25 protein-coding genes are annotated in these 26138 nt (G+C 65.8%); 6 read left to right on the forward strand and 19 right to left on the reverse strand.

The features are described 5' to 3' along the window. Position 1: 1 nt before the first annotated feature. Complete coding sequence (locus AC5RWA_RS19510) at positions 2-1183, forward strand: FAD-dependent oxidoreductase (RefSeq protein ID WP_494058727.1); 1182 nt, start codon at positions 2-4, stop codon at positions 1181-1183. On the opposite strand, the gene AC5RWA_RS19515 is transcribed toward AC5RWA_RS19510, so the two are convergent. Continuing rightward, positions 1184-1597 (reverse strand): nuclear transport factor 2 family protein, encoded by a 414-nt coding sequence (locus AC5RWA_RS19515; RefSeq protein WP_494058728.1) that lies wholly within the window; start codon positions 1595-1597, stop codon positions 1184-1186. A 55-nt stretch (positions 1598-1652) separates the two neighbouring features. Here AC5RWA_RS19515 and AC5RWA_RS19520 point away from each other — a divergent pair, with 55 nt between their 5' ends. The 5 genes from AC5RWA_RS19520 (at position 1653) to AC5RWA_RS19540 (ending at position 5515) form a co-directional block, all read left to right on the forward strand. Then, positions 1653-2333, forward strand: a complete 681-nt coding sequence (locus AC5RWA_RS19520) for a peptide deformylase (protein ID WP_275731030.1) — start codon at positions 1653-1655, stop codon at positions 2331-2333. Positions 2334-2394: 61 nt separating this feature from the next. Beyond that, a complete protein-coding gene (locus AC5RWA_RS19525; RefSeq protein ID WP_494058729.1) occupies positions 2395-3339 on the forward strand; it encodes a putative RNA methyltransferase in 945 nt (314 codons plus the stop codon). A 125-nt stretch (positions 3340-3464) separates the two neighbouring features. Further along, positions 3465-3929, forward strand: a complete 465-nt coding sequence (locus AC5RWA_RS19530) for an NfeD family protein (RefSeq protein WP_079596145.1) — start codon at positions 3465-3467, stop codon at positions 3927-3929. A gap of 33 nt (positions 3930-3962) precedes the next feature. Beyond that, complete coding sequence (locus AC5RWA_RS19535; RefSeq protein WP_494058730.1) at positions 3963-4910, forward strand: SPFH domain-containing protein; 948 nt, start codon at positions 3963-3965, stop codon at positions 4908-4910. A gap of 257 nt (positions 4911-5167) precedes the next feature. After that, positions 5168-5515 (forward strand): RNA polymerase-binding protein RbpA, encoded by a 348-nt coding sequence (locus tag AC5RWA_RS19540; RefSeq protein ID WP_013600997.1) that lies wholly within the window; start codon positions 5168-5170, stop codon positions 5513-5515. A gap of 109 nt (positions 5516-5624) precedes the next feature. On the opposite strand, the gene AC5RWA_RS19545 is transcribed toward AC5RWA_RS19540, so the two are convergent. The 18 genes from AC5RWA_RS19545 to AC5RWA_RS19630 form a co-directional block, all read right to left on the reverse strand. After that, positions 5625-6368 carry a polyprenol monophosphomannose synthase gene (locus AC5RWA_RS19545; protein ID WP_494058731.1) on the reverse strand — a complete coding sequence of 248 codons (744 nt, stop codon included), beginning with the start codon at positions 6366-6368 and terminating at the stop codon, positions 5625-5627. A 95-nt stretch (positions 6369-6463) separates the two neighbouring features. Continuing rightward, a complete protein-coding gene (locus AC5RWA_RS19550; RefSeq protein WP_494058732.1) occupies positions 6464-8113 on the reverse strand; it encodes an amidohydrolase in 1650 nt (549 codons plus the stop codon). 53 nt (positions 8114-8166) lie between these two features. After that, the gene (locus AC5RWA_RS19555) at positions 8167-11115 is read right to left on the reverse strand and encodes a DEAD/DEAH box helicase (RefSeq protein ID WP_494058733.1); all 2949 of its coding nucleotides are present in this window, start codon (positions 11113-11115) and stop codon (positions 8167-8169) included. Positions 11116-11135: 20 nt separating this feature from the next. Further along, complete coding sequence (gene tatC, locus AC5RWA_RS19560; protein ID WP_494058734.1) at positions 11136-11930, reverse strand: twin-arginine translocase subunit TatC; 795 nt, start codon at positions 11928-11930, stop codon at positions 11136-11138. A 48-nt stretch (positions 11931-11978) separates the two neighbouring features. Beyond that, positions 11979-12251, reverse strand: a complete 273-nt coding sequence (tatA, locus tag AC5RWA_RS19565) for a Sec-independent protein translocase subunit TatA (RefSeq protein ID WP_079596139.1) — start codon at positions 12249-12251, stop codon at positions 11979-11981. A gap of 32 nt (positions 12252-12283) precedes the next feature. Beyond that, positions 12284-12631, reverse strand: coding sequence for a hypothetical protein (locus AC5RWA_RS19570; RefSeq protein ID WP_079596138.1), 348 nt, complete (start codon positions 12629-12631; stop codon positions 12284-12286). Positions 12632-12641: 10 nt separating this feature from the next. Beyond that, complete coding sequence (locus AC5RWA_RS19575; protein ID WP_115523485.1) at positions 12642-14639, reverse strand: helix-turn-helix transcriptional regulator; 1998 nt, start codon at positions 14637-14639, stop codon at positions 12642-12644. 113 nt (positions 14640-14752) lie between these two features. Further along, on the reverse strand, positions 14753-15148 hold the full coding sequence (locus tag AC5RWA_RS19580; protein WP_079596136.1) for an FKBP-type peptidyl-prolyl cis-trans isomerase: 396 nt from the start codon (positions 15146-15148) through the stop codon (positions 14753-14755). A gap of 86 nt (positions 15149-15234) precedes the next feature. Further along, complete coding sequence (locus AC5RWA_RS19585) at positions 15235-16161, reverse strand: FKBP-type peptidyl-prolyl cis-trans isomerase (RefSeq protein WP_115523484.1); 927 nt, start codon at positions 16159-16161, stop codon at positions 15235-15237. Between the two features lie 114 nt (positions 16162-16275). Next, entirely contained in the window at positions 16276-17640 is a 1365-nt protein-coding gene (pafA, locus tag AC5RWA_RS19590) for a Pup--protein ligase (protein ID WP_115523483.1), read from the reverse strand. A gap of 8 nt (positions 17641-17648) precedes the next feature. Then, the gene (gene prcA, locus AC5RWA_RS19595; protein ID WP_115523482.1) at positions 17649-18359 is read right to left on the reverse strand and encodes a proteasome subunit alpha; all 711 of its coding nucleotides are present in this window, start codon (positions 18357-18359) and stop codon (positions 17649-17651) included. A 1-nt stretch (position 18360) separates the two neighbouring features. Next, positions 18361-19182 carry a proteasome subunit beta gene (gene prcB / locus AC5RWA_RS19600; protein WP_494058735.1) on the reverse strand — a complete coding sequence of 274 codons (822 nt, stop codon included), beginning with the start codon at positions 19180-19182 and terminating at the stop codon, positions 18361-18363. Positions 19183-19262: 80 nt separating this feature from the next. Beyond that, positions 19263-19466 (reverse strand): ubiquitin-like protein Pup, encoded by a 204-nt coding sequence (locus AC5RWA_RS19605; protein ID WP_015937113.1) that lies wholly within the window; start codon positions 19464-19466, stop codon positions 19263-19265. Between the two features lie 86 nt (positions 19467-19552). Then, the gene (gene dop / locus AC5RWA_RS19610; RefSeq protein ID WP_494058736.1) at positions 19553-21226 is read right to left on the reverse strand and encodes a depupylase/deamidase Dop; all 1674 of its coding nucleotides are present in this window, start codon (positions 21224-21226) and stop codon (positions 19553-19555) included. Then, positions 21223-22974, reverse strand: a complete 1752-nt coding sequence (gene arc, locus AC5RWA_RS19615; RefSeq protein WP_079596130.1) for a proteasome ATPase — start codon at positions 22972-22974, stop codon at positions 21223-21225. Before arc ends, dop begins: the two co-directional genes overlap by 4 nt. An 81-nt stretch (positions 22975-23055) precedes the next feature. Then, positions 23056-24120: a tRNA (adenine-N1)-methyltransferase gene (locus AC5RWA_RS19620; protein ID WP_079596129.1), complete on the reverse strand. Its 1065-nt coding sequence runs from the start codon at positions 24118-24120 to the stop codon at positions 23056-23058. A gap of 98 nt (positions 24121-24218) precedes the next feature. Further along, a complete protein-coding gene (locus tag AC5RWA_RS19625) occupies positions 24219-25385 on the reverse strand; it encodes a site-2 protease family protein (RefSeq protein ID WP_494058737.1) in 1167 nt (388 codons plus the stop codon). After that, positions 25378-26121, reverse strand: coding sequence for an HAD family hydrolase (locus AC5RWA_RS19630; RefSeq protein WP_115523479.1), 744 nt, complete (start codon positions 26119-26121; stop codon positions 25378-25380). Before AC5RWA_RS19630 ends, AC5RWA_RS19625 begins: the two co-directional genes overlap by 8 nt. Between the last annotated feature and the right edge of the window lie 17 nt (positions 26122-26138).

Raw genomic sequence — 26138 nt, forward strand, 5'->3', positions numbered from 1 at the left:
TGTGTCCACCGACGTTGTGATCGTGGGCGCCGGACCGGTTGGCCTGTACCTTGCCGCGGCGCTCCTGCAGGAAGGCATTTCCGTGCGGGTGCTCGAACGGAGACCGGCGCGGGATGCCCACTCCCGCGCCATCGGCATCCACCCGCCCGCCCTTGCAGCCCTGGGCGGGGTCAACGTGGCATACGCGATGGTCCGGGAGGGTGTGCCCATCCGCACCGGAATGGCTGTCAGCGGCGGAAAAACTGTAGGCACCATGCGCTTCGACACGGTGTCGGAGGACTTTCCCTTCGTTCTGGCCCTCCCCCAGTTCCGGACGGAGCAGCTACTGGAGGACCGCGTCCGCGCCCTGGACAGCGGAGCGCTGCTGAGGGGTGTGCAGGCCACGGCTGTAACGGACGACGGCGGCCGGCCCAGCGTTTCGGTCCAGTCTCAGCCGGGTGCCACGCAGGAAAGCAGGAACTTCACGGCGTCCCTGGTGGTCGCCGCCGACGGTGCCCGGTCACACTTCCGCGATGTCCTGGGCGTGCCGGTGCATAGAAGGACCTACCCGGACCATTACCTGATGGGCGACTTCGCTGACCCCGGCATCCATGGGGACATGGCCGTCCTGTTCCTCGAGCCCGGGGGGATTGTCGAGTCATTCCCCCTTCCGGGCGGCGTCCGGCGTTGGGTGGTCCGCCTCACCCGGCCCGCGGAAACCGCAGGGGCAGGCGACCTGGCAGAACTCGTACAGCAGCGCACCGCAATTCGGCCCGATCCCGGCACCAACAGCATGCTCTCGGCGTTCAGCGTCCGCTCCACCCTGGTCCGCCGAATGGTCGTGGGGCGGACCATCCTGATCGGGGATGCAGCCCATGAAATCAGCCCCATTGGCGGCCAGGGCATGAACCTCGGCTGGCTCGACGCCCAGGCGCTGGTGCCGCTCATCCGCGAAGCCGTGGCCGGCCGCCCCATGGACCACGGATTCCGGAAATTCGACGAAACCCGGCGGCGCGCAGCAATCCTGGCCAGGCGACAGTCGGAGATCAATATGATGCTGGGCCGCCCCCTGCCGCCCGCCCTGCTCCGCCTGCGCATTGCAGGCGTTGGCGCCGCCGCCGCCACCCCGGCAATAAACCGGTGGGTGGCCAGGCGCTTCACCATGCAACAACGGCCGCTGGTTTCCCGGATACAGCAGGTTTAGTTACCGGAAGTAGCAGTCGTAGCTGTCCTGGCTGACAATCAGGCCGTTGCTGACTTCAAAGACAGACGAGGTCCTTGCCCGGATCGTGTCTCCCCGGTCCCAGTACCGGAGGTCCATCAGCACCGTTGCCGACCAATCCGCTTCTACAGCCACCCGACCGCCCTCGCACGTGGTGCGCCGGATGGCGAACTTCTGGTCCGCGACCACCTGCGCCGCCTGGTCTGCGCCGGCCAGCACGTCATGCAAGGTCCGCCTGGAGCCCTCCGGAGCCAGCAGGTGCGGGGCTTCCTCCAGTACGAATGAGTCGGCCAGGAAGGGCTTGATCCCGGCCGCTCCCCCGCCGGCTTCGAGTACCCGGATGAACCCGAGAACGCGGTCCAGGGGCGAGTCAGGGTGGGAGGGGAAGTCAGCCATGGGATAGACACTAGCCCAGCCGCGGAAGCGCCCCGGTGTTCAGTAGGCTTTCGTCATGACCCACGCCGCGCCCGGGACCACCCTCACCGCAGAACAGATACGCGAACTTGTGGAACACATCCTCTCCGCCGGGACGTTGCCGCCCATCGTCCAAGCGGGCCATCCCGCACTCCGACAGCGGGCTGCCGCTTTTGACGGTCAACTGCCTGCTGACCAGCTTGCCCGGCTCATCGACCTCATGCGCCAGGTCATGCACGAGGCACCGGGAGTGGGCCTGGCGGCGCCCCAGCTTGGCATACCGCTGCAGCTCGCGGTGGTCGAGGACCAGTTCGACGTCGACCCGGAGGCGGCCGCGCTGCGTCAACGGAACCCGCTGGAGTTCCTCGCTGTCCTCAACCCCAGGTACACCGCCCAGGGGTCCGGGGTCGCTTCCTTCTACGAAGGATGCCTCTCACTGAACGGACTCCAGGCTGTGGTGGCCCGACCGGAGAGCGTGCTGCTTGAGTTTGAAACGCCCGACGGCGCGGCGGTCCAGCGGGAGTTCTCCGGCTGGCAGGCCCGGATCGTGCAGCACGAGACGGACCACCTCAACGGCATCCTCTACCTGGACCGTGCCCAGCTGAGGTCCTTGAGCACCAACACCGAGTACGCCGCGCACTGGGCCGAGGCCGGAATCAGCAGGGCACGCCAGGGCCTCGGGTTCGACGACGGACCTGCAGGTATCAGCGCCGGCTAAGCCTTTCCCCGTGCCCGGCCATCCCCGCCCGGGCCCATTGCCGCCACCCTAAGATGGTTCAATGCCCTCTTCCGACCATCTCCCCCTGCTGTGCCCGGTGTGCTCGGGTCCGCTGGTTTTTGCCGGTGCGGATACCGCCGGTGCCACTACGGGCGGTCCCACTGCGGCCGCAGCCGGCGCGGCGCCCTCCCGCGTGCCGGGGCAACGCCGGCTTGCCTGCGCCTCAGGGCACAGCTTCGACGCAGCCCGGCAGGGCTACTTCAACCTCCTGGTGGGCAAAGGAACGGCGTTCGAGGCTGATACCGCCGCGATGGTGGAAGCCCGCGTCAACTTCCTTGGCCACGGGCACTACCGCCCGCTGGCAGAAGCGGTGGCGGCCGCCGTCGTGCCTTGTTTGTCCGACCACAATGGAGCCATCCTCGACTCGGGAACCGGTACCGGGCATTACCTGCGGCAGGTGCTGGATACTGCCGCGGCGCAGGGGCGTGAGGTCACAGCGGTAGGCCTGGACATTTCCAAGTTCGCGCTGCGCCGCGCCGCCCGGCTGAACCCGGAGGCAGTCAACCTGGTGTGGGATGTGTGGCAGCCACTTCCACTGGCGGACAGGTCTGTCGATGCCGTCACGGTGGTGTTTGCGCCGCGCAATCCCGCTGAATTTGCACGGATCCTGCGGCCGGCGGGCCGCTTGGTTGTTGTCACTCCCCGTACCGGGCACTTGGGGGACCTCGTGGCAGCAGCAGGAATGCTCTCCATTGAGGAGAGCAAGGATGCGCGGCTGGCAACGGCGATGGCCCGCTATTTTGACATTGACGCCACGTCCGACATCGATGTTCCCCTTGCCCTCACGCGCCACGAAGCAGCAGACCTGGCCTTCATGGGTCCCGCGGGGCACCACGCGGACCGGGATGCCATTGGTGAACGGTTTGACGGCCTCCCGGAACCCGTGCGGACCGAAGCGAAGTTCCGGCTCCTGGTTTTCCGCCCCAAGGAGACGGCAACCGCGTAACGACTTGGCCACTATCCCCGGCCGCCCGGCATGAGCCAGCCCACACCCGATGCGCCCGGACTAGGATGGAAGGACAGTTACCGGAGGGTCCGCGCAGGCGGTTCCCCGTAACGAAGGGGGAACCGGTGTTCGAATGGTTGGGGGAAAACTGGTGGGCCCTGTGGCTCACGGCTTTCCTGGCATTTGCAGTGATCGAGATGATCACCCTTGACCTGTTTTTCATCATGCTCGGCGGCGGAGCCCTCGCCGCCCTGGTAGCCGACTTTGCCGGTGCTGACGGATGGCTCCAGATCGTTGTTTTCTGCGTCGTCTCCCTGTTGATGATCGCCTTCGTCCGCCCGGTGGCACTGTCCCACCTGAAGAAGGGCCCGGCCGAGCAGCGGACCAATGTGGACCGGCTCATCGGCGAGCAGGCCGTGGTGATGGAAGCCGTAACCTCTGACGGCGGCCTCGTGAAAATCGGCGGCGACATCTGGAGCGCACGCTCGGCAGCGGGGGTCCTTCCCGCGGGCCAGAAGGTGGTCGTGGCTGCCATCGACGGCGCCACGGCTGTGGTCTCGGCTCCGCCGGCCACCACCGGCCAGTCCTGACACAGCCTTACTAATTGGGGAAGAAGGAAACGTATGGAAAACGCAGGAGGAGCCGCATTGGCCATCGTGCTGGTAGTCCTGATCGTGTTCGTGATTATCGTTCTGGTCCGCTCGGTCCGGATCATTCCGCAGGCACGGGCCGGCGTCGTCGAACGGCTTGGAAAGTACCAGCGCACGCTCAACCCGGGACTGACAATCCTGATTCCCTTTGTGGACCGGCTCCTGCCGCTGCTCGATCTCCGCGAACAGGTGGTTTCGTTCCCGCCGCAGCCGGTGATCACCGAGGACAACCTGGTGGTGTCCATCGACACCGTGGTCTACTTCCAGGTCACTGACCCGCGCGCGGCAACCTACGAGATTGCCAACTACATCCAGGCCGTGGAACAGCTCACCACCACGACGCTGCGTAACGTCGTGGGCGGGTTGAACCTTGAAGAAGCGCTGACGTCACGTGACCAGATCAACGGCCAGCTCCGTGGTGTCCTCGATGAGGCCACCGGACGCTGGGGCATCCGGGTTTCGCGTGTTGAGCTGAAGGCCATTGATCCGCCCCACTCCATCCAGGACTCGATGGAAAAGCAGATGCGCGCCGAGCGGGACCGCCGCGCCGCCATCCTCACGGCCGAGGGAACCAAGCAGTCAGCCATCCTCACCGCAGAAGGACAGCGGCAGGCTTCCATCCTCGCCGCCGAGGGCGACGCCAAGGCTGCCATCCTCCGTGCTGACGGTGAGGCGCAGGCCATCCAAAAGGTCTTTGATGCCATCCACCGCGGCAACCCTGACCAGAAGCTGCTGGCCTACCAGTACCTGCAGACCCTGCCCAAGCTGGCCGAAGGATCATCCAACAAGCTGTGGATCATCCCCAGCGAAGTCGGCGAAGCCCTGAAGGGGATCGGAAACGCCCTGGGCGGTACCAACCCCGATCCGGGCGCAACCGGTGGCCTGTTCGACGAGGTGGGAGCCACGCCCTCCGAGCCGTAGGCAGTGCCGTAAAACTGGAAGGGATCTGCGCCGGTGACCAGTTCACCGGCCCGGATCCCTTCCTTTATTTTGCTCCCTGTGGCATGGCACCCGTATAATTGGGTATTTGTCCGGCAGGAGCAATCCGCTGGAACAACAAAGCTTCGCAATGCGTTGAATCTTATGATGCAGCACAGAGCACACAGTAGCCCGGCGGTGCTTCGTCACCACCGGCTGGCGCGGGGTTCTACTCCGCGAACCGATAAGAGGGAGAAATCATGAGCGATCGCAGCCTGCGGGGTATGCGCCTTGGTGCGCAGAGCATGGAGACCGAGTCCGGAGTCGAGCCGGCACCGCGTCAGCGTGTCGAGTACCGTTGCGAGGACGGCGAGCAGGTCTTTGTTACTTTCTCCTCCGAAGCGGAGATTCCCCCCGTGTGGGTTTCCAAGACCGGCAAGGAAGCGCTTCTGGTCGACGGCGAACGCCCCGATACCAGCAACGACAAAGCTGTCCGCACGCACTGGGACATGCTGCTGGAACGCCGCTCCCTGCCCGAACTGGAGCAGATCCTCGAGGACCGGCTGACCATCCTGCGCGAACGCCGCGGGGAACGCCGCTCGGCCTAGGTCTTTTCAACGAAAGAGGGGCCGTTCCTGCACGTAAGTGCAGGAACGGCCCCTCTTTTCGCGTTCCGCGTCCGGACCGGTGATTGTCCGGTCCGGAAGGGCGGCCAGCCTAGGGCTGGGCGGAGGGCTTCTTGCCCCTCAGGGTGTTCCAGCGGGCCTGCAGGCCCCACTTGGTGACGTTGATCATGGCTTCGACCACGATGTTCCCGCTCATCTTCGAGGCGCCGAGTTCGCGCTCCACGAACGTGATGGGGCGTTCCTCGATGCGCAGGCCCATCCGTGCCACCCGCCACGCCAGGTCAACCTGGAAGCCGTAACCGACAGAGTCCACCTGGTCCAGGTTGAGTTTTTCCAAGGTTGTCCGGCGGAAGGCGCGGTATCCGCCGGTGACGTCCTTGATCTTCAGGCCGAGCATCAGGCGGGCGTAGGTGCTGCCCACCCGGGAAATGGCCTGGCGGTAGAGGGGCCAGTTCACCACACGTCCGCCGGGCACCCAGCGGGAACCCATGGCAAGATCTGCGCCCTGGTCGATGGCCTCCAGGAGCTGTGGCAGCTGCTCGGGCTGGTGGGATCCGTCCGCGTCCATTTCCACGAGAACGTCGTAGCCGGCATCCAGGCCCCACTTGAACCCGGCGATGTAGGCGGCGCCCAAGCCCTCCTTGCCCTTGCGGTGCAGGACGTGGACCTGGGAGTCCCCGGCCGCGATGGTGTCCGCGAGTTTGCCGGTGCCGTCAGGGCTGTTGTCATCCACTACCAGCACGTCCGAGGCCGGGACAGCAGACCGGAGCCGCTGGAGCGTCTTGGGCAGCGATTCCAGTTCGTTGTACGTGGGAATGATCGTAAGGACGCGCACAGAGGGCCTTTCCTGGAGGGAGCGGTCGGTGCACCTGGCGGCCAGTAAGCCGCCGGCAGGCGCAACTATCAATTATAGGGCGGAGAGCGGCAGGGTCAGGAACGCAGTGCCGGGCTGAAGAACAATTCGGCACCGTTCCGCACGGTCTGCAGGCACACAGGGTCCGTGCCGGTGTCCAGCGCAGGCAACAGCGGTGTGCGGGCACGGGGATCCGTACTCCAGGACTGGACACGCCCATCGGCCACCTGGACCATCAGTTCCTCCACCTCCCACACGGCGAAACTTGCAGGGGCGCCAGGCACGAGTTGCCCCGCCATCGGGTTGGGATATTTAGCCGCACGCCAGCCGGCGCGGGTGTGGCCCAGGAAGGCGGCACGGGCGGAAATACGTTCACCTTCGGTGTGATGCTCCAGGCACGCCCGCACGCTGGACCACGGTTTCAGCGGAGTGACCGGGCTGTCGCTGCCGAAGCACACGGGAACACCGGCCGCGTACAGGGAGGCGAAAGGGTTCATGGAGGCGCTCCGTTCCCCCAGCCGCTTCCCGTACAGGCCACCGCGCCCGCCCCACGCGGCGTCGAACGCAGGCTGGGCACTGACGGTGACCGAGTATCGGGCCAGCTTTTCAATGGCCGGCACATCCACCATCTCCACGTGTTCAAACCGGTGGCCGGCTGCGCGCACGCGCTGCTCCCCCACCTGCTCAGCCGCGAGGTCCAGGGCTGACAACGCCGCGTCCAGCCCGGCATCGCCGATCACGTGGAAGCCGGCCTGGATCCCCACGAGTGAACACGCGGCAAGATGCGCGGCCGCCTGTTCTGCCGTCAGATAGAGGTTCCCGCGCTCCCCGGGGGCGTCGCTGTACCCGGACCGGAGCGCAGCAGTGCGCGACCCCACCGAGCCATCAATGTTCAGGTCTCCCGCTAGGCCGCGCAGCGGGAAGCCGAACTGATCCATCAGGCTGCGCGCGTGCTCTTCCGAGGTCGCCAATTCCCCCCAGTACGGCAGGACCTCGGGCAGGGCCTGCCCATCACTGCCGGGAGAATTCCACGCTGCGGCCAGACGCAGGTCGTCGAGGCCCCCGATGTGCGGCGCCCCCATCTCCGCCACGGCGACGTAGCCGTTCGCGGCTGCCTCGGACAGGGCGCGCGCCTGGTGCCGGCGGAGTGCCTCTTCCGGCAGCTGCCGGGTGGACTGCCGTGCGGCCGTGTGGGCCGCGCGCGTAACGCGTGCGCCGCCGTCGAACCCGTCCTGGCTGCGGAGGTCCGCGGCGTGAGCCAGTGACGTTGAGACCAGTGCCGAGTGCACGTCCACCCGGGAAAGGTAGACGGGCCGGCCTGCTGATGCACGTTCCAGTTCTTCGGCACTGGGCAGTGTGGGGTCCGCCCACGTGGTTTCATCCCAGCCGTGGCCAAGGACCGGGCCGTTGCCGGTTGCGGACGACACGGCGTCCAGGAGCTCCCGGGCTGAGGTGACTCCGCCCAGCCGCAGCGAATCCAGGGCGATGCCGGTCTCGGTCAGGTGCGTGTGCGAATCGACGAATCCGGGTGCGACCAGTGCTCCCTGCAGGTCGATGACGTCCATGGAACTGTCCGCAATGGAAGACGCCGCCTGCTCGGACCCCACCCACGCCACCGTGTCACCGTCCACGAGCATGGCGGTGGCGAAGGGGTCGGCAGCTGTGTAGACGGACCCGTTGCGGTAGAGGACGACGTTGCGGGGTGATTCGGGACCAGGCTGGGTCATGCGGGGCAGGGCTCCTGAGGGTTGAAACGGGCCGGCTGGACGCCGGGTGCTGGCTAAAGGACGGAGGAATATGCCACGACGCCGCGGCGGACCAAGGAGATGGCCTCGCCGCACAGCCGGGCCAGCCGGGGATCAAGACCCGGAATCTTGGCGAGCTGGTCCAGCAGGTCCACCACCTGCTTCACCCAACGGACAAAGTCGCCGGCGGCGAGGTCGGTGCCGCTCAGCACATCCTGCAGGTGGCGGCCGCGTGCCCACTTGTAGATGGGCCACACCAGCCCGAGTTCGGGTTCACCGGTCAGCGGAAGCTTGTTCTCCTCTTCAACGTCCTCCAGGGCCGACCATTCCCTCACCACGATATCCACTGCTGTTTCCAGGGAGACACTGGGCATGCGCGGCCGGAGGCCGCGGTCCTCTCGCTTGGCCTGGTAGACCAGCACGCTGGCCAGGGCTGCCACTTCGGCAGCGTCCAGGTCATCGAACGCGCCCAGCCGCAGGGACTGGGAGATCAGCAGGTCCTTCTCACCGTAAATGCGCCGCAGCCGCTGGCCATCGGAACTGATGACCAGGCCGCCATCGCCGCTGGCTTCAAGGTAGCCGTAAGCGGACAGGACGTCGCATACGCGGTCGAAGGTCTTGGCAATGGTGTTGGTGCGGCCTTGGATCTGCCGGACCAGGCCGTCGGTCTCCCGCCTCAGCTTCCACCACCGCTCGGACCAGCGCGCATGGTCTTCGCGTTCGCTGCAGCCGTGGCAGGGGTGGGCACGAAGGGCACGGCGGAGATCGGCAATACGCTTCTCCTGGTTGGGCAGCGCAGCCGCCCGGCCGAAATCATTGTTGCGGTTATGGCCCGGGGCGGGTGGCCGGTTTTCCCGGAGCGCGTTCCGGGCGGAGGACGCCAGGTCCCGCCGTGACTTCGGCACCTTGGCGTTGAATGACTTCGGAATGCGGATGCGTGTCAGGGGTGCAATGGGGCCCTCGAGGTCATCCGTTCCGATCCTGCGCAGCTGGTTGTCCAGGGTCAGGACGGCGGGCCGCGGCTCACGGCTGCTGTGGTCGGAACTGAGCACGATGGCCGGGCCCGGTGCCCTCCCGCCGGGAACATCCACCACGTCGCCGGGCAGCAACCTGGCCAGCGAGTCGTCGCTGAGCGACTTCCGGGCCCGGGACTTCGTCCGCGACGTGGCGTTTTCGGCATCGGAGAGCTCGCGCCGGAGCCTTGCGTACTCGGTGAAGTCGCCGAGGTGGCATGTCATGGACTTGGCGTACCCCGCGAGGGATTCCTCCCTGCTCCGCACCTGCCGTGCCAGGCCCACCACCGAGCGGTCGGCCTGGAACTGCGCGAAGGAGGATTCCAGGATCTCGCGGGCCCTCGCCCGGCCAAACTGTGCCAGGAGGTTGATGCTCATGTTGTAGGTTGGCCGGAAGCTCGAGTTCAGAGGGTAGGTGCGGCGGGAGGCGAGGCCGGCCACCGCGGTCGGGTCCGTCCCGGGCTGCCACAGAACCACTGCGTGGCCTTCGACGTCGATACCGCGGCGGCCGGCACGGCCGGTCAGCTGGGTGTACTCCCCCGCGGTGATGTCCACATGGGCCTCGCCGTTGAACTTGTCCAGTTTCTCCAGCACCACGGAGCGTGCGGGCATGTTGACGCCGAGGGCAAGGGTCTCCGTGGCGAACACGGCCTTGACCAGGCCGTCGGCGAAGAGCTTTTCCACCACTTCCTTGAACGTGGGCAGCATGCCGGCGTGGTGTGCGGCAAAACCGCGGAGCAACCCGTCACGCCAGGTCCAGAAGCCCAGGACGTCCAGGTCGTCCGGCGGGATGTCGTGCCCCGCTTCGTCAACGCGCTGGGCAATGATGCGCTGCTCTTTTTCCGTGGTGAGCCACAACCCGGAGCTGACGCACTGGGCCACGGCCGCGTCGCAGCCGGCACGGGAAAAGATGAAGGTGATGGCGGGCAGCAGGTCCATCCGGTCAAGGCTCGCAATCACCTGGGGGCGGCTGGCCCTGCGAACGCCGGTTTCTTCTGGGCCCCGGGCGGGACGGTCATTGCCGCGGCGGCCGCGCTGGCCGCGTCCGCCAGGGCCGGGCCTGCTGCGGAAACTGTGCTGGCTTTCGCTGCGGGCAACCGTCAGGAGGTCCGGATTGACGTCAAAGCCGCGGCCTGAGGCAGTGGTTTCCTTCGCGGGCGCCTGCTGCGGCCCGTCGGCGTCCACGGGCGGGGCGATTTCGTCGAAGGTGGTTTCCCCGGCGAACAAATCCATGATCTGCCGGCCCACCATGACATGCTGCCAGAGGGGAACCGGGCGGTGCTCGGAGACGATGATGTCCGTATCACCGCGGACCGTGTCCAGCCAGGCGCCGAACTCTTCGGCGTTGGAGACCGTGGCGCTGAGGGAGACCACCTGCACCTCACTGGGGAGATGGATGATCACTTCCTCCCAGACAGCTCCGCGGAACCGGTCGGCGAGGTAGTGCACCTCATCCATGACCACGTAGCCCAGGTCGTCCAGGGTGGCTGAGTCCGCATAGAGCATGTTCCGCAGGACTTCGGTGGTCATGACCACCACGGGGGCGTCGCCGTTGATGCTGGTGTCGCCGGTGAGCAGTCCCACGTTTCCGGCACCGTACTTTTCGCCGAGTTCCGTGAATTTCTGGTTGCTCAGCGCTTTGATGGGGGTGGTGTAGAACGCCTTGAGGCCGCGCTGGAGGGCCAGGTAGATGGCGAACTCGCCCACGATCGTTTTTCCCGCGCCGGTGGGCGCTGCCACCAGCACTCCCCTGCCGTCCTGCAGGGACAGGCAGGCCTTCCGCTGGAAGTCGTCCAGCTCAAAGTCCAGCGTGCGGATGAACGCACCCAAATCGGTAGCCGCCTCGGCCCTGCGTTCGGCGCTGGCCCGGTACCTTTCTGCCGGGGAGAGCTCCTCAGGATCGCTGGGCGCCGTGGAAAAAGGTCCGCTGGAAGTTGGACCTTTAGGAAACGGCCCGGTGTTGGAGGACATGTACTAAGCCTACTGGGAGCTTAGAGGTTCTTCAGCTCACTGCCCGGGGTGGCGATGTCAGCCGTTGCCTCGGTTTCCGCTGCCCTCCTGGCCTGGCGGCGGACGCGCCGCTTGTCATTCATGAGGCAGATGCCGATCGCAGCGAAGAACAGGACAAGCAGCGGACCGGCCAGCATGAACATGGAAATGGCATCGGCGCCGGGGGCCGCGATGGCGGCGAGGACAAAGACCAGGAAGACGGTAATGCGCCAGGCCTTGAGGATGGTCTGGCCGGAAATGACACCGGCCATGTTGACGCCCACCAGCACCACGGGAACCAGGAACGCGATACCCAGGACCAGGACCATCCGGGTCACGAATTCGATATAGGTTCGGGCATCGATGACACTGGACGATCCGTCCGGCGTGAACTGGGTCAGCGCCCGCACCACCTGGGGCACCACCAGCCATCCGGCCCAGATCCCGGCGAGGAACAGGGGTACCGCTGCCGCCATGTATCCCAGGGTGTACCGGCGTTCCTTTGATGTAAGGCCGGGTGTGATAAACGCCCAGAGCTGGTAGATCCAGATGGGGCTGGATATCACCGCCCCGATGAGGAGCGACATCTGCAGCTTGAAGTCAAACGGGGAAGCAATGGTCCCGAAGTTGATTGCGGACAGTCCCCCGGTTTGCTGCGAGATGCGGTTGACCGGATCGGCCAGCGCCTTCAGCAGCGGATCGTAAAGTATCCAGCCCCCGATGCCGCCGATGACGACGCCAATGGCCGACTTGATCAGCCGGTTCTTGAGCTCCTTGAGGTGGTCCCACAGGGACATGCGCCCCTCAGGGTTGGCTTTACGGGCCCGCGACAGTGCCACTGGGGGTCAGGCGCGGTTCGACGGCGGAACGTCAGTGCCGTCTGTCGGCTCGCCGGGCTTTGCCTTGGGGTGGTTCACGACCGTGCCTTCCACCGGGCCGGAGGCGTCGGTGGTGTCGGTTTTGCCGTCGTTCTTCATTTCCTTGACTTCGGACTTGATGATCCGCATGGACTGGCCGAGGCTGCGTGCCATGGCCGGAAGCTTGGGTGCGGCAAAGAGCAGCAGTGCAACAACGATAATAATGACGATGGGCCAGGGGCCATCAAAGAGTCTTCCCATGGGAAATCCTTTCCTCTCAATACATCCTACTTCTATGTGAAGTCGAGATCCCCGAGCGCCTGCGGCTGGCCCCGGTCCGTCTTGCGCTGAACCCTCCGGCGGCGGCGTTCTTCCCGCCGTGCTGACGTGGATGCCTCGTAATCATGTCGCATGACGGTGGGTGAGGCAAAAACAGCAGAACCCGGCGGTGCCTGTCCGGGCTTTTCCGGCTCCGCGTGCTCCTGCAGCGGGGCCAGGTGTCCAAGTTTTTCACCTGCTGCCCCGAGGTCCTTGACGGTCGCCATGAACTGGCGGAAAAGACGGATGCCCAGCAGGACATAGAACAGCAGCGACAGCGCAACAAGCGCTACCCATAAAAGGATCCAGGACCACCAAGGCATGCTGAGAAGTCTAGCCTCCGTACCTGGCCAGCGACGCCTCCAGCCACACCCGTGCGGACGTGGCCAGGTCCTCGGGGGCAATAATGCGGACGGCACCGCCATGCTGGGCGACGAACATGGGCAGCCACGCGGTGTTGCCGAACCGTATCTCGGCGACCAGTCCGCCGTCGGGAAGCTCTGCCGTGCGCTCCGCGTAGTAGTCGTCCGCAAGCCCCCTCCCCTGCCGGGTGAGCTGGACCGTGACGGTGGTGTCGTCGTCGTTCGGTGTAAAAAGCTTGGCGGGGACCGCGCCGGACGCAGTGAGCCCGTCAGCCGCGTGCTGCCCGTTCGGGTAAACGTCCTGCACGCGGTCCAGGCGGAAGTTCCGCAGCCCGTCCACCAGGTGGCAATACGCTTCGAAGTACCACGTGTTGTCGAGGGAGTAGAGCCGCAAGGGGTCCACGTCCCGTTCGGACACTTTGTCCCGTTGCGGCGACAGGTAGGTCAGGTGGAGCCGGGAGCGGGAGCCGATCGCCTGCCGCACCGTGTCATGGATGGCGGCATCGGCCGGCCCCATTTCCGGTCCGGCGAGGGACGCTGCCCGCAGCCCTTCCTCACCGGCGGCCGCAAGCAGCTTGAGCGTCACCGACTCCAGCGCCCCGCCTTCGGCAATGCCCGGCAGCCCGTTCAGGGTTTCGAGGCCCGTCAGGAGCGCGCAGGCTTCGTCCACGGTGAACCGGACGGGTCTGTTGAGGTCCAGGTCCTGGGTGATGAAGACGTGGTCGTTCTCCCACTGGATGTCCAGCAGGTCATCCGGGTAGCCCTCCGGCAGTCCGGAGCAGATGAGGATCCGCAGGTCGTCCTCCAGCTCGTCCCGGCTCACCCCGAAATGGTCCGCTACCTCCTGGATGTGCAGGCCTTGGTTGTGCACCAGGAACGGCACCAGCTGGAGCATCCGCTTGAGCTGGTCCTCCGAGGTCCTGGACCGGGACGGCCGGGAACGGGCCGGTGAAAACGAGTAGTCGGGGGTAGGAGATTCGCTGAAATCGGCAGCGGCCCGGAGCCGCCGCCGGACGGCGACAACAAGCTCCTCCGGGGCTACGGCCCGGGCATCAGGCCCGTAGGATGCCAGTTCTTCCGCGAGGATCTCCGGGTCCCGGAAGTGCAGGGCGATCCGCTCGAAGCCGGCGTCGGGGCGGCCCGGCGCGGCAGCGTCCGCCGGCGTTTCCGCGGCGGCGAGTGCCCGGCGCCGGAGGGCGAGCAGGCGGCCCTCCCGGACATCCACGACGGCGGCGCGGAGCGGCAGTTCGGGGAGCCGGTCGAGTTCCTGCCGGATGTTGAAGTCCGCCGGCGGCGAGTAGTGCTCCTTGTCCAGGATGGCCACTGCACTGGTGAATCGGGACAGCCGGAAGTGCCGGGCGGCCTGGCGTGCCCTGTCGTGGCCCACCAGGTACCACTGCCCGAACCTGCTGCCGAGGCCCCATGGCTCCACTGTGCGCACCTCGTCCTTGCCTGTGCTGCCGGCGAGGTAGCTGAACGTGACGGGGTGCCGGGAATGCATGGCGGCCACAACGTCGTCGAAGGCCTGCCCTGCGGGTTTGATGCGTGGCTGGAGGCCCGCAGGCAGTTCGACGTCGGCCAGCTGGCCTGACGCCTTGAGCTTCCGGAGGGCGCTCTGTGCTGCCGTGCCCAGGGCCGCGCGCTCCCAGAGCTGTGAGGCCAGGAGGAGTACCGTCCACTCCTCGGGCTCAAGCTGGACGTCTGGGAGGCGGTTGGATTCCTTGCCGATGCGGTAGCGCGTAGTGGCGGGGTCGTCTTCGCTCCACCCCAGGTCGGTGAGGGTTTCCACGTCGAAGCCGAACTGGCGCAGATCGTTTTTGTCACGCTCAAACATCCGGCCAAACGCAACGTCGTTGCCCGAAGTGTCATGGTAGACCTTCTCCCGCAATTCACTGCGGCGCAGGCCATACCGGGTGTTGAGGAGCGCGATCAGCAGGTTGAGGAGTCGTTCAGTGCGGGATACGGACACTCTGGTTACGTTACTAAACTCCGGGCGGAACGCAGAAAGCGCGGCAACGCCCGGGACTGTTTCTCCCGGGGGTTGCCGCGCTTTTCCATGGCGGTGCAGTCAGTGGTGCCGGATCAGCGGACGCCCACGAGGTCCACCACGAAGATCAGGGCTTCGTTGGGCTTGATCGCTCCACCGGCGCCACGGGAACCGTAGGCCAGTTCGGAGGGGATTTCCAGGCGGCGGCGGCCGCCAACCTTCATGCCCAGCAGTCCCTGGTCCCAGCCCTGGATGACCTGGCCTACGCCCACGCGGAAGTCCAGGGGCGCTCCGCGGCCCCAGGAGGCATCGAATTCTTCGCCGGTTGACCAGGCCACTCCGACGTAGTGGGTGGAGACGGTGTCCCCTGCCTTGGCTTCGCGGCCGTCGCCCTCGATGAGGTCGGTGATGACCAATTCGGTGGGAACGTCGCCTTCCGGGAAATCAATCTCGGGCTTCTGGCGGTCAAAGTCCCGCTGTCCAAATGACATGGTTGCTCCTTTGTGTCAGTGCTGGTGTTGAATACCGCGTGGTGGGTACCGCGGAAAAGAAAACCGCGGACTGCTTGTAAGTGTTGCTACTTGGCGCCGAGGATGTCCACTACGAACACCAGGTCGCCCTTGGCTTCACCCTGGCCGGCCTCGCCGTATGCCAGGTCCTTGGGGATGACCAGCAGGACGCGGGAGCCCACGGTCTTGCCCGTAAGTCCCTGGGTCCAGCCCTTGATGACCTGGTTCAGCGCGAAGGTTGCCGGTTCACCGCGGTCGAAGCTCGAATCAAACTTGGTGCCGCCCACGAGGTTGACGCCCACGTAGTTGACGGTGAGGGTATCGGTTTCCTTGACGGTGGCACCGTTGCCCTTGATGAGGTCCTGGGAAACGAGCTCGGTGGGAGCTGCCACGCCGTCGACGGAGATTTCGGGGATGCCGTCTTTTTCCGTAACCGAGGGCAGTCCGGCGGGCGGGGTGACGGTCTCGCCTTCAGGCTTTTCAAGGGCCGGGGTTACGTCCGTGGTGGACAGGACCTTGATAACAAGCAATTGGGTGGGCTGGGCTTCGGCTCCGGCGGCAGCTGCCTGTCCGGGGACGGCCAGCGCGAGGCTGGAGCCCACCTTTGCACCGACGAAGGCGTTGTAGATCACGGGGCTGCCGGTCTTCAGCTCCTCGTTGAGTTCGAGGGGCTCCGGATCGTTCGGGAATGTGTCCTCGAGGGTGGCGCCGTCGGTGCCGTTGAGGGCGAGGATGGAAATGTTGGCGATCTGGTTCGCCTTGACGGTATCCCCGCTGCCCTCGGTGATCACCTTGACGGTGGGTTCCGCCACTTCGAGCGGCTTGGCGAATTCCACGCCGGGAGCTTTTTTATCCCCGTTGTCAGTCAGTTTGAGGGAGTCGAACTTTGCAGTCTCGCCAGCGGACTGGCTGGTGGGTTCCGGCTCTGCGGTTGAACCACCGCAGGCGGTAAGCAGCAGCAGACCGGGAAGAAGGATTGCTAGTAGTCGGCGCACGTAAGAGAACTTTCGTCGGGGCAGGGTGGATGCGATGGTCCCGCGTGGCAGCGGACAGAATCGCGGCAGGCCCTGATAAAGGGCCCTATCCAGAATAGCCCCTGAAGCTGGGTGTCAGCCCATAGAGTCCAGAAGCGCATCCACGCGATCGTCCACGCTGCGGAACGGATCCTTGCACAGGATGGTCTGGTGGGCGCGGTCGTTGAGCTTCAGGTGGACCCAGTCCACCGTGTAGTCGCGGCCCAGCTCCTGTGCGCGCCGGACAAAGTCACCGCGCAGTTTGGCCCGCGTGGTCTGCGGCGGCGCGTCAACGGCGTCCTTGATGACGGTGTCGTCCACGATCCGCCGTACCGCACCCCGGGACTGGAGCAGGTAGTAGAGGCCGCGGCCGCGGGAAATGTCATGGTACGTCAGGTCAAGCTGGGCGATCCGCGGGGCGTCCAGGCCCAGCCCGTGGCGTTCGCGGTATTTGTCCATCAGCTTTTTCTTGATGGCCCAGTCGATTTCGGTGTCGATGCTGCGGGAGTCGCCGCTTTCGATGGCCCTGAGCGTCCGCTCCCACAGGTCGAGGATCAGCGGAACATGCGGGTTGTGGGCGCCGTGCTCCTTCACGAAGGCCGTGACCTTCGTCAGGTACTCCTGCTGGATTTCCAGGGCGGTGAGCTGGCGGCCGTTGGCCAGCCGGACAAGGGCCCGGCCGCTGAGGTCGTGCGATATCTCGCGGATGCTGCGGATGGGGTTTTCCATCCGCATGTCCCGCATGATCACACCCGCCTCGATCATGCGCAGTACCAGGTCGACGGTACCCACCTTCATGAGGGCGGTGGCCTCCGACATGTTCGAGTCGCCCACGATGACGTGCAGCCGCCGGTAGAACTCGGCGTCGGCGTGCGGCTCATCCCGGGTGTTGATGATGGGCCGCGACCGCGTGGTGGCGGAGGAAACGCCCTCCCAGATGTGGTCGGCCCGCTGGGAAAAAGCGTACGTTGCCCCATGCGGGGTCTTGAGGATCTTTCCAGCCCCGGCAATGAGCTGGCGGGTCACCAGGAACGGAATCAGGATCTCCGCCAGCCGGGAAAACTCGCCGCGGCGGGGAATGAGGTAGTTCTCGTGGCTGCCGTACGAGTTTCCGGCGGAATCGGTGTTGTTCTTGAACAGGTAGACCGTGCCGTTGAAACCTTCAGCGGCGAGCCGCGCCTGGGCCTCGTCCACGAGGTCGTCCAGGATCAGTTCCCCGGCCCGGTCATGGGCTATCAGCTGCGCGAGATCGTCACATTCGGCGGTGGCGTATTCGGGGTGGGAACCCACGTCCAGGTACAGCCGGGAGCCGTTGGTCAGGAACACGTTGGAAGAGCGTCCCCAGCTGACGACCTTGCGGAAGAGATAGCGGGCAACTTCCTCCGGGGCAAGAGGCCTCGAGTCGGGGCTCGAATAGGAAATCCCGAATTCGGTTTCAATACCGAAGATTCTCTTGTCCATGTGTCCTCCTAGGCCAGCAGTGCAGTGATATCCGCGTCATTGAGCCGGCGGAAGGCGCGGCGGGACCCACGTGAGCGCTCGGACATCCTGTCCAGAACCGCAACCTCCAGCGCCCGTGCCGGCAATGCCTTGGCCTGGTCATCTGCTTCACCTGCGGGGGCCAGGCCGGACATGGCCAGCCGCACGGCTTCCGAGAAGCTGAGCGAGCTGCGCCAGCCGCCCTCGATGGCAGACGACACCTTGTCCGCCTGGCCGCCCATCACCACAAAACTGTGCTCATCGGCGATGGAACCGTCGAAGGTCAGCCGGTAGAGATGGTCCTCTTCCTGGGTGGGGCCGACTTCGGCCACCGCCAGTTCCACTTCGAAGGGTTTCTGTTCGGCGGTGAACACGGCGCCCAGGCTCTGGGCGTAGACGCTGGCCAGGCCCCGGGCGGTGACGTCCTCACGGTCGTACGAGTACCCGCGGACGTCCGCGTACCTGACGCCGGCTTGCCGGAGGCTTTCGAACTCGTTGTATTTCCCGACGGCGGCGAAGGCGATTTTGTCGTAGATCTCACCGATTTTGTGCAGGGACGGGGAGGGGTTTTCAGCCACCAGGGCGATTCCCTCCGCGCAGCTGATGACAACCACAGACCTGCCGCGGGCGATGCCTTTCCGTGCGAAATCGGCACGGTCTTTCATCAGCTGCTCAGGCGAGACATAGAACTGCTGTGTCATCTCAGGCCTCCCGTCCGGCGATGGTGCGGGCTTCGATGACGTTCCTTGCCGCGGCTGCGAGTTCCGGCTCGGGAACCCGGCGGGCGCCCGAGCTGTCCACCGTATAGACCACAGGCCACAGCTGGCGGACGGTGTCCGGGCCGCCCGTTGCCGAATCGTCGTCCGCGGCGTCGTACAGGGATTCCACCGCAACGGCGAGGGCCTCGGCGGCAGTGAGGTTGGGCCGCCACAGTTTTTTCAGGGCGCCGCGGGCGAAGACGGACCCGGACCCTACCGTATGGTGTTCGTGTTCCTCGTACCTGCCACCGGTGACATCGTAGGAGAACAGCCGGCCCACGCCGGCGCTGGTGTCGAAACCGGCGAAGAGCGGCACTACGGCCAGGCCCTGGAGCGCCAGCGGGAGGTTGCCGCGGATCATGGCCCCAAGCCTGTTGGCCTTGCCTTCGAGGCTGAGGAGCGTGCCTTCGATCTTTTCATAGTGCTCGAGTTCCACCTGGAACAGCCGCGTCAGGTCAATTGCTATGCCGGCCGTTCCAGCGATGCCCAGCACCGAAAACCGGTCTGCGGGGAACACCTTCTCGATATGCCGGCTGGCGATGACGTTGCCCATGGTGGCCCGCCGGTCCCCTGCCATCAGCACGCCGCCGCCGTAGCTCAGGGCAACGATGGTGGTGGCGTGCGGAACTTGCAGCGGAGCGGCCGCGGACGCGCCGCCCTGGGGGGACCGGCTGAAGGGCAGAAGCTCCGGCCGGTCCCGCTGCAGGTGTTCGGTAAAGGACGAGGTGGCGTTGGCGGCTACCTGGTTGGCGGTTGATTCCTGCACTCATGCACTCCTTGAACGTGGTACTTCAACGTCTGTACAGATTTCGGCCGTCCGGGGCTTCCGCCACCCTCCGGTCCGGGTTACTGGCCGCCTTTTTGGACGAAGGCCCGGACGAACTCTTCGGCGTTGGATTCCAGGACGCCGTCGATCTCATCAAGGAGATCGTCCACGCCTTCGGTTGATGCCGAAGCCTGGGCTTCCGGTGGTGCGGGCGGCGCCTCAGGAATGTCCTCGTCGACCTGGCTGTCGCGTGATTGCGGCTGCTGCTGCTCCTGACCTGCCATTGTTATCCCTCCCTTTAATCAGTCATCGGATCCGGCGGATCCTCCGATATGCCCATCCTGCCACGGCAGCGGCCGTCCGGCGCGGTTTACGCCGCAGGCGGAGCGTTGTTGTGTCCCAGGAGTTCCGCGAGGAACGGACCCGCTTCCCGGTAGCGCTGGAACAACGCTCCCGTCAGTGCTTTGGTTCCGCGCAGCGGCTCCCGTGTGGGGACGCGCTGCAGGCGCCCGTAGCCGGGTACGTCGAAGATGACCGAGTCCCAGCTCGCGCCCACCACATCCTTGCCGAAGCTGCTGATGCACTTGCCGCGGAAGAACGCGCGGGTGTCCGGCGGCGGTTCCCCGACGGCGGCAGCGACGGCGGCGTCGTCGACGATCCTTTGCATCCGGTTCCGGGCCAGGAAGCGGTAGTACAGGCCTTTTTCCGGCCGGATGTCAGCCCACTGCAGGTCAACGAGGCCCAGCCTGGCGTCGTTCCATTCCAGGCCGTCCCGCTGGCGGTACCCGTCCAGGAGGGAGAGCTTGGCGAGCCATTCCACCGAACTGGACGCCGCGGCCCTGTCGCTGTCCAGCTGGGTAAGGACGGTTGCCCACCGGTCCAGGACATCGTGCGTGTGTCCGTCGCCGTCCACGGCGTCGCCCACTCCGGTGTCCTGTGCGAGCTTGGCTGCGGCCTCGTGGTACATCCATTGCAGGTCAAGGGCCGTTACCCGCCGGCCGTCGAGCAGCCGCAGTGTGGCCGTCAGGGATGTGTCGTGACTGACCGCCTGCAGCGCCTGGACAGGTTCGTACACCTCGACCTTCGGCGCCAGCCCCGCCTCGATGAGGCTGAGGACCATGGCCGTGGTCCCAAACTTCAGGTAGTTGGACACCTGGCTGAGGTTGGCGTCACCGATGATGACGTGCAGGCGCCGGTACTTGTCCGCGGTGGCGTGCGGCTCGTCCCTGGTATTGATGATGGGCCGGCGGATGGTTGTTTCCAGCCCCACTTCGGCTTCGAAAAAGTCTGCCCGCTGGCTGATCTGGTACCCGGGCACCGAGCTGTCCTGTCCGATCCCCAGCCGTCCCGCGCCGCAGATGATCTGGCGGGTCACGAAGAACGGCGTCAGGCCGCGCACAATGTCGCCGAACGGGACCGAGCGCGGCATGAGGTAGTTCTCGTGGGAGCCGTAGGACACCGACTTGTTGTCCGTGTTGTTTTTGTAGAGGTTGACGGGCGGAAGGTCGGGGTCCGACGCCAGCCGCCGTACCGCTGCCAGGCCCACAAGATCTCCGGCGGCGTCCCAGATGACGGCATCACGCGGGTTGGTGACTTCCGGGCTGGAGTACTCGGGATGGGCATGGTCCACATACAGCCGCGCCCCGTTGCCGAGGACCATGTTCATCAGGAGTGTGCCGGACTCGTCCTGCCCGTCGAGCTCGAGTTCCTCCCGGCCGTACGCCAGGGCAACGGCTTCCGCGTCCAGTACCGGCGGCTGGTCTGTCAGCTGGCTGGGATGTGCCGAGCCCCGGTCCACCGTCCATCCCCGGGCGTCGTGCAGCGGCTCTTCATCCGTGTAGTCCCAGCGGGTTTCAGCTCCTCCCGCGGCGCGCTGCCTGGTGACCTGGGCATAGGCCTGGACCACCCGGGCACTCATCATGGTCGCGTTGGCCGAGGGGGCGGAGGGGGCGTGGATGCCGTACTCGGTTTCGGCGCCCATCACCCGCATGGCCCCGCCGGCCGGGAGTGATCCCCCGGCGGCGGGCTCCGGTGCAGCGGTCATAGATACTGTCCCGTGGTGGGCATGGTTTCGATGGACTTGCCGGGTTCCTGGCCGGCCTTGCCCTGGACGATGGTACGGATGTAGGTGATCCGTTCGCCCTTTTTGCCGGAGATACGGGCCCAGTCATCGGGATTGGTGGTGTTGGGCATGTCTTCGTGTTCGCGGAACTCATCCACCACGGCCCGCAGCAGGTGCTCGATCCGGAGCCCCTTCTGCTGCGTGGTCAGGAGGTCCTTGATGGCGTACTTCTTGGCCCGGTCCACCACGTTCTGGACCACGGCGCCGGAGTTGAAATCCTTGAAGTACAGCATCTCGGTGTCACCGTTGGCGTAGGTGACTTCCAGGAACTCGTTCGACTTGTCCGTGGAATACATCGCTTCCACGGTTCGCTGGACCATGGCGTCCACGGTGGCCTGGACATCGCCGTCGTGCTCTGCGAGGTCGGACTCGTGGAACGGAAGGTCCGGAGTGATGTATTTGTTGAAGATGTCCGCTGCCGCTTCGGCATCCGGACGGTGGATCTTGACTTTGACGTCCAGCCGGCCGGGGCGGAGGATCGCGGGGTCGATCATGTCCTCGCGGTTGGAGGCACCGATCACGATTACATTGTCGAGGCGCTCCACGCCGTCAATCTCGCTGAGCAGCTGGGGCACGATGGTTGTCTCGACGTCGGAGGAGATGCCGGTGCCACGGGTGCGGAACAGCGAATCCATTTCGTCGAAGAACACCACCACGGGGCTGCCGTCGGATGCCTTTTCCCTGGCACGGGAGAAGATCAGCCGGATGTGGCGCTCGGTCTCACCCACATACTTGTCGAGGAGTTCGGGGCCCTTGATGTTCAGGAAATAGCTCTTGAGGTCCACGTTGCCGGAGCGTTCGGCGGCGCGGGCGGCGAGCGAGTTGGCCACGGCCTTAGCGATGAGGGTCTTGCCGCAGCCGGGAGGGCCGTACAACAGGATGCCCTTGGGCGCCTTGAGACCGTGTTCCCGGTAAAGGTCAGGATGGAGGAACGGCAATTCGACGGCGTCGCGGATCTGCTCGATCTGCGGCCCCAGGCCTCCGATGTCCTCGTAGGTGATGTCCGGGACTTCTTCCAGGACCAGGTTCTCCACCTCGGAGCGGGGCACCTTTTCCAGCGCATAGCCCGTCCGCGAATCGATGGAGAGGGCGTCCCCTACGCGAAGCTTTTCGGTGAGGAGGGCTCCGGAGAGCCGGACCACGCGCTCTTCGTCGGCCCGTCCAACAACCAGTGCGCGGTCGGCGCCGAGCATCTCCTTCAGCGTGGCCAGCTCGCCGGCCCGCTCGTAGCCGAGCCCGGCCACGATGAGCAGGGCCTCATTGAGCAGGACTTCCTGGCCCACGGCCAGCTGGTTGATGTTGACCAGCGGGCTGATGCCCACGCGCATCTTCCGGCCCGCGTTAAAGATGTCCACGGATTCCTCCGTGGCCGCCTGCCCGCTACTGCCCGGAGAGGGCGGCCGTTTGGGGTTCAGCTGGAGGATGGTGCCGAAGCTGTACGGCGGCTGTCCTTCCTGGTCCAACGCGTTCTTGAGCCTGAGAATCTCGGCTTTCGCGGTCTCCAGCATGCTGACCAGCTTGGTGTTGTTCTGCGTTGCCGCAGCCAACTGGCGGTCGATATGCCTGAGCTTGTCCCGGAGGATGTTGACCTGGCGGTCGGCAACCGAGAGGTCATTGGCGGCAGAGTGCTCTGCCGGTGTACGTCCGGAGTCCTGGTTTGGAGTCTCCATGTGTATCAGCCCCTTCCTGCGCTTCTATTAAGACATTAGCCCCAAGATGGCAGGTAGGGATGGAGACTCCCGAAATCTGGACTAGTTCGTGATCTCCGGCGCGTCCTTGACGTTGGTGCCGGCGATGGCGTCGCGTGCGGCGCGCCGCAGCTTCTTGTCGGACACAAGCCGCTCCCCCACGGCCCCCGGGGTCCAGGCGTTGACGTCCTCTTCGTTGAATTCGGTCTTCGAGGGGCGGCGCTTTACCGAAATTCCGGTGACACCGTCAGCAAGCCTGCGTGTCACAAGGAGGAATCCGGTGTGGGCCACCATCCGGTGGTCCGGACGGACCGCGAGCCCTTCAAGGTGCCAGCCGCGGACCATGGACTCCCAGGCGTCGGGTTCGGTGAACCGGCCGTCGGCCCGGATGGCTTCCGCCGTCCGTGAGAGCTGGGTGACGGTGGCGACGTAGTTGATCCAGACGCCGCCCGGCGCCAGGACGGTGGCTACGGCGTCGAGGCATTCCCACGGTGCCAGCATGTCCAGGACCACGCGGTCCACCGAGCCGGGTGCCTCGCTGCGGACAACCTCTTCCTGGAAATCGCCCAGGGAGATCTGCCAGGCCGGGTGCGGGCCGCCGAAAATCGTTTCCACGTTTCCGCGCGCGATGTCCGCGAACTCTTCGCGCCGTTCAAAGGAGTGCAGGTAGCCCTGGTCACCGACGGCGCGGAGCAGGGAGATGGAGAGGGCGCCGGAACCGACACCGGCTTCCACGACGCGTGCGCCCGGGAAGATGTCAGCCATCGTCACGATCTGGCCGGCGTCCTTGGGGTAGACGACGGCGGCGCCGCGCGGCATGGAGAGGACGAAGTCTGAAAGCAGGGGGCGCAGGGTCTGGTATTGCTGGCCTACGTTATTGACCACCACGGACCCGTCTACCTTGCCGATGATTTCATCGTGGTTCAGGAAGCCGCGGTGGGTATGGAAGGCTCCGCCCCGCTCGAGGGTGATGGTGTTCATGCGCCCGCGCTCGTCGGTCAGCTGGACGCGCTCACCCTCCCGGAAGGGTCCCCGGCGCCGGGCAGCTCCCACCGGCTGCGAGCTGCCGGGGGCAGCACCGGCCTGGGCTGCTGCCGTTGCTTCATTGACGGCAGTTTCGCTGCTCATGATGTTCCTCGCTCCTGTAAACCTGGGGTGCCAACGCATGCATGTCCTGGTACAGACATTGTGGCTTCTGCGGCGGCAATGCACACCGGCACGTAACTCTACCGGTTCTGGCCCTGGGGTCGCTTATCGGTCCGCTGCCGCTTTCCGGTGATGGCAGCAACTACCGCGTCCTGGGAGAGCAGCCCGGTCACCCTGCCGTTGTGGTCCACCACAGCGTAGTGGCGCCCCTCGAGCTGGGACAGGAAGGTGATCAGCTCCTGTCCCTTCGACCATTCGGGGACATAGGCGCCCGGAGCCAGGGCAAAGGAGACTGCCGTGACGGGAGTGGAATCTGCTGCGGCGGGCGGCACGGAGGCCAGCGCTGCGGGATCCACCACGCCCTGGGGCCGCCCATCAGGCCCGTAGACGACGAGGGAGGTGGTTCCGGCTGCACCGTGGCGGAGGGCTTCCTGCACTGAAGCAGTGGACGGAAGTCCGACGGCGGGCGTCGCCAACCCCGCCGCAGTCATCAGGGGCAGCCGGCCGCGCAGCGTTCCCTGCTGGATGGACGCGGAGGCCCCCATCCAGAGGAATCCGCTGACGAGGACGGTGATGATGACCAGGCTGAAATCAGGCTCGTCCCCGGCGAGGAGTGGCCTGACGATGAACCAGGCGCATATTGCGACAACGATGATCCGGCCGCCCCAGCCGGCCGCGACGGTTCCCTTTGCCTGGCTCCCGGTGGCCTTCCACACGGCCGACTCAACCAGCCGCCCGCCGTCGAGCGGCAGGCCGGGAAGCACGTTGAAGACCGCGATCAGGAAGTTGGCCCACATAAAGATGTTCGTGAGGATTTCGGCGACGCTGCCCATGCTGTCAGTGCTGAGGGCAAGCCAGGCGCCTCCGGCCAGGACAAAGTTCGCTGCCGGACCCGCCAGCGCCACCAGGACGGATCGTCCCGGTGAAGCGGTGAAGCTTTCGAACTGGGTGTGGCCGCCCCAGAGGTTGAGCACGATTTTTTGGGTGGGCCACCCGTAGATCTTGGCGGTCAGCGCATGGGCGAGTTCGTGGACCAGGACCGAAATCAGCAGCAGGACCGCGTAGGCGAACGCCACCACGTACGCCGTAGCGCCGAGGGCGGGGTTGCTCCGGTCAAGCACCGGTCCGTAAACAAGCACGGTGAAAGCGGCAATGATGAACCACGAATAGGCGAGCACCACCGGAACCCCGGCGATCCTGCCGAGGGGAATGCCTTCGCGGCGGGCCGGAGCGCGGGTTTCAGTCACGTGAAGTCCCGACGGCGGAAGCGGCTTCTGCCTGCTGTGAACCGGACGCCGGGGTGTCCGCGAGCAAGGATTCAAGGTCGGCCACGGTGCGGCCGGCCAGCGAATCCCACAGGGTGTAGCGGCCATCATGGGGCAGCGGAACAATGTGGGGTATTGCGACGGTGGCCACGCCGGAGGCGACGGCGGCTGCCACGCCTGGCGCGGAGTCTTCCAGTGCCACGCAGTGCTCGATGTCCAGGTCCGGATCGGTTTCCCGCAGCCGCTCCACGGCTGCCAGGTATGCCTCCGGGTGCGGTTTCCCCTGGGAGACAGTGTCGCCGGTGACCAGGATTTCGAAGTACGGGCGGGGAAGGCTGGCAACCACCTGCCGCGCGAGCGGACCCTCGGACATGGTGACCAGGGCGCAGCGCACCCCGGCGAGATGAAGATCTTCCAGCAGTTCACGGGCACCCGGCCGCCACGGCACCTGCTGCTGGACGCTGTTAATGACCGCTGCTGTGAGGGTGTCGATGATCTGGCGTATCTCCAGGCCGACGCCTGCCTGCTGGAGGAGCCCCGCGGAAAAGGTCAGGGACTGGCCCACCAGCTGCATGGCCTGCTCATGGGACCACGTTCCTCCGTGGGCTTCCACCAGCGCACGTTCGGCGGCGATCCAGTAGGGCTCGGTGTCCACGATGGTGCCGTCCATATCCCAGAGGACGGCTTTGAGCGGGGTACTGGAAGCTGGCGGTTGCATGCTCCCAAGTCTACGGG

This window comes from Arthrobacter sp. 210 2 (genome assembly GCF_059093025.1).

Bases quoted from the DNA above. Each gene is read 5' to 3' on its own strand.
- AC5RWA_RS19515 (WP_494058728.1), bottom strand. From the start codon at position 1,597: ATGGCTGACTTCCCCTCCCACCCTGACTCGCCCCTGGACCGCGTTCTC.
- AC5RWA_RS19520 (WP_275731030.1), top strand. From the start codon at position 1,653: ATGACCCACGCCGCGCCCGGGACCACCCTCACCGCAGAACAGATACGC.
- AC5RWA_RS19525 (WP_494058729.1), top strand. From the start codon at position 2,395: ATGCCCTCTTCCGACCATCTCCCCCTGCTGTGCCCGGTGTGCTCGGGT.
- AC5RWA_RS19535 (WP_494058730.1), top strand. From the start codon at position 3,963: ATGGAAAACGCAGGAGGAGCCGCATTGGCCATCGTGCTGGTAGTCCTG.
- AC5RWA_RS19540 (WP_013600997.1), top strand. From the start codon at position 5,168: ATGAGCGATCGCAGCCTGCGGGGTATGCGCCTTGGTGCGCAGAGCATG.
- AC5RWA_RS19550 (WP_494058732.1), bottom strand. From the start codon at position 8,113: ATGACCCAGCCTGGTCCCGAATCACCCCGCAACGTCGTCCTCTACCGC.
- AC5RWA_RS19555 (WP_494058733.1), bottom strand. From the start codon at position 11,115: ATGTCCTCCAACACCGGGCCGTTTCCTAAAGGTCCAACTTCCAGCGGA.
- tatC (WP_494058734.1), bottom strand. From the start codon at position 11,930: ATGTCCCTGTGGGACCACCTCAAGGAGCTCAAGAACCGGCTGATCAAG.
- tatA (WP_079596139.1), bottom strand. From the start codon at position 12,251: ATGGGAAGACTCTTTGATGGCCCCTGGCCCATCGTCATTATTATCGTT.
- AC5RWA_RS19570 (WP_079596138.1), bottom strand. From the start codon at position 12,631: ATGCCTTGGTGGTCCTGGATCCTTTTATGGGTAGCGCTTGTTGCGCTG.
- AC5RWA_RS19580 (WP_079596136.1), bottom strand. From the start codon at position 15,148: ATGTCATTTGGACAGCGGGACTTTGACCGCCAGAAGCCCGAGATTGAT.
- pafA (WP_115523483.1), bottom strand. From the start codon at position 17,640: ATGGACAAGAGAATCTTCGGTATTGAAACCGAATTCGGGATTTCCTAT.
- prcA (WP_115523482.1), bottom strand. From the start codon at position 18,359: ATGACACAGCAGTTCTATGTCTCGCCTGAGCAGCTGATGAAAGACCGT.
- AC5RWA_RS19605 (WP_015937113.1), bottom strand. From the start codon at position 19,466: ATGGCAGGTCAGGAGCAGCAGCAGCCGCAATCACGCGACAGCCAGGTC.
- dop (WP_494058736.1), bottom strand. From the start codon at position 21,226: ATGACCGCTGCACCGGAGCCCGCCGCCGGGGGATCACTCCCGGCCGGC.
- arc (WP_079596130.1), bottom strand. From the start codon at position 22,974: ATGGAGACTCCAAACCAGGACTCCGGACGTACACCGGCAGAGCACTCT.
- AC5RWA_RS19620 (WP_079596129.1), bottom strand. From the start codon at position 24,120: ATGAGCAGCGAAACTGCCGTCAATGAAGCAACGGCAGCAGCCCAGGCC.
- AC5RWA_RS19630 (WP_115523479.1), bottom strand. From the start codon at position 26,121: ATGCAACCGCCAGCTTCCAGTACCCCGCTCAAAGCCGTCCTCTGGGAT.